Source organism: Christiangramia qingdaonensis (assembly GCF_048381525.1).
Classification (GTDB): Bacteria; Bacteroidota; Bacteroidia; order Flavobacteriales; family Flavobacteriaceae; genus Christiangramia.
The window spans coordinates 207,378-209,399 of the sequence record NZ_JBLWIM010000015.1 but is presented as its reverse complement, the minus strand read 5'-3'; the positions used below and the strand labels follow the sequence as shown (position 1 = coordinate 209,399).

Genomic DNA, 2,022 nt, shown 5'->3' with positions numbered 1-2,022 from the left:
TTCCAACAAAGGTGGATCATTCGAGGATATGATCGCTTATGTTGATGCAGACGGTAATTTAACCGACACTCCACCAGATCCAACTCAGAAGGTAGAAGTAGAAGTAGAGGATATCGAAATCGCTATCCCTAAGAAAGAAGATAGAGAAGAGGAAGAGATCATTACTGATACAGAAGGTAAAGTTTCATTTTTCGATCACTCTAAGGGATTTGGTTTTATTATAGGTAAGCAAACCGGTGAGAAATACTTTGTGCACGTAAGTGGTCTTATTGATGAAATTGATGAGAATGATAAAGTAAGTTTCGAGTTGGAGCAAGGAATGAAAGGGCTTAACGCCGTAAGAGTTAAGATCATTGACTAATTTTCCAACCGGGAAATTGAACTAAATACAGAACTGAATTTATCCTGTAGTGTAAAAGTTTGAAAACTAATTGATTATTTATATTGTGAATGTAATAATAAAGCTTACATTTGCCATAGTAAATATTTTAGTTCTCTTCACTTTTTAGTCCTTTCAGGATATTTCAAGTTTTGTTTACTTCATTATTTAGTTTGTAAATTTAATAGTACCAGTATCAACAATCCAATATTCGCTCAAAGACGAGCATCCGATTTCTCAAAGACTCTTCGAAGCCGGGTAAATACCTATTTCAAAAAAAATAACATCAGTAAACACGCGAATGCTAGCATGATCGTGAAAACTGTTCTTATGCTTTTGACTTTCGTAGCTCCTTTAGTAATCGTGAATACCGGAATGGTAGAAAGTACCTGGTTGCTATTCGCACTTTATATCATAAGTGGTTTTGGAATGGCTGGGATAGGCATGGGAATCATGCACGATGCAATTCATAACTCTTACTCAAAAAACCAAAAGGTCAATCAGTATTTAGGATATACTTTAAACCTTATCGGTGCCAATGCAAGTATCTGGAGAATTCAGCATAATGTATTGCATCATACGTTCACAAACATAGAAGAGGCTGATGATGATATCAATCCTCCGTTTTTCTTAAGATTTACTCCACATACCAAGAGATATAGTATCCATAAATTTCAACACTTATATAGTTGGTTTTTCTATGGTTTATCTACGGTAAGCTGGGTAACTGCTAAGGATTTTGTTAGAATGGCAAAATTCAAGAAAATGGGATTCTTCAAAGAAGGTAAAGAATTTAGAAAACAGTTGTCTACTGTAATCGGATGGAAACTGGCTTCGTTCTTCTTTGTTTTGATTCTGCCAATAATTATGGCACCTCAGGCATGGTGGGTCGTGGTTCTGGCGTTTGTAAGTATGCATTTCGTTACCGGATTGATGATTACTACCATTTTTCAGTTAGCGCATATTGTTCCAACGACTGAGTATCCATTACCTGACGAAAAAGGTATTGTACAGGGTGACTGGGCTAGCCATCAACTTTTAACAACTGCTAATTTTTCCCCTAAGAGCAGGTTGTTCTCCTGGTTCATTGGTGGATTAAATTATCAAATTGAGCATCATTTATTACCAAATATTTGTCACGTTCATTATAGAAAGATATCACATATAGTAGCGCAGACCGCCAAAGAATATGGTTTGCCTTATCATAATAAACACAGCTTTGTATCTGCTGTTGGAGAGCATTTTAAAATGCTTCGTCAATTAGGTAAAGTAGATAAATTGCGAGTTGGATAGTTAAGATCGGAAGCCATACGATCTCAAAAGTTTAATGGCATTTTATAACAATTAATTATTAAGTAATGCAAGAAGGAAAAGTGAAGTTTTTTAATTCAACAAAAGGATTTGGATTTATAAAAGCTGACGATTCGAGCGAAGACATCTTTGTACACTCAACTGGTCTTATCGACGAGATTCGTGAAGATGACAGAGTACAATTTGAAACAGAACAAGGTAAAAAAGGCCTTAACGCTGTGAACGTTGAAGTAATTGACTAATTATTTTCAAGTTTCAGTGTGAGACTTATAAATAAGGTTAGATCAAGGCCGGATGATCTTTAAATCTAACCGGCATCAATAACAATTAAT

Annotated in this window: 3 protein-coding genes; all 3 read left to right on the top strand. The window is 35.3% G+C overall.

The window, feature by feature from the left end:
- Nucleotides 1–361: cold-shock protein (locus tag ACNI3T_RS12295; protein ID WP_417921013.1), on the top strand; the 361-nt coding region annotated here is incomplete at its 5' end.
- 348 nt (nucleotides 362–709) lie between these two features.
- Complete coding sequence (locus ACNI3T_RS12290; RefSeq protein WP_418228055.1) at nucleotides 710–1,672, top strand: fatty acid desaturase family protein; 963 nt, start codon at nucleotides 710–712, stop codon at nucleotides 1,670–1,672.
- Between the two features lie 65 nt (nucleotides 1,673–1,737).
- Complete coding sequence (locus ACNI3T_RS12285) at nucleotides 1,738–1,932, top strand: cold-shock protein (RefSeq protein WP_418228054.1); 195 nt, start codon at nucleotides 1,738–1,740, stop codon at nucleotides 1,930–1,932.
- Nucleotides 1,933–2,022: the final 90 nt, after the last annotated feature.

Bases quoted from the DNA above. Each gene is read 5' to 3' on its own strand.
- ACNI3T_RS12290 (WP_418228055.1), top strand. From the start codon at position 710: ATGCTTTTGACTTTCGTAGCTCCTTTAGTAATCGTGAATACCGGAATG.
- ACNI3T_RS12285 (WP_418228054.1), top strand. From the start codon at position 1,738: ATGCAAGAAGGAAAAGTGAAGTTTTTTAATTCAACAAAAGGATTTGGA.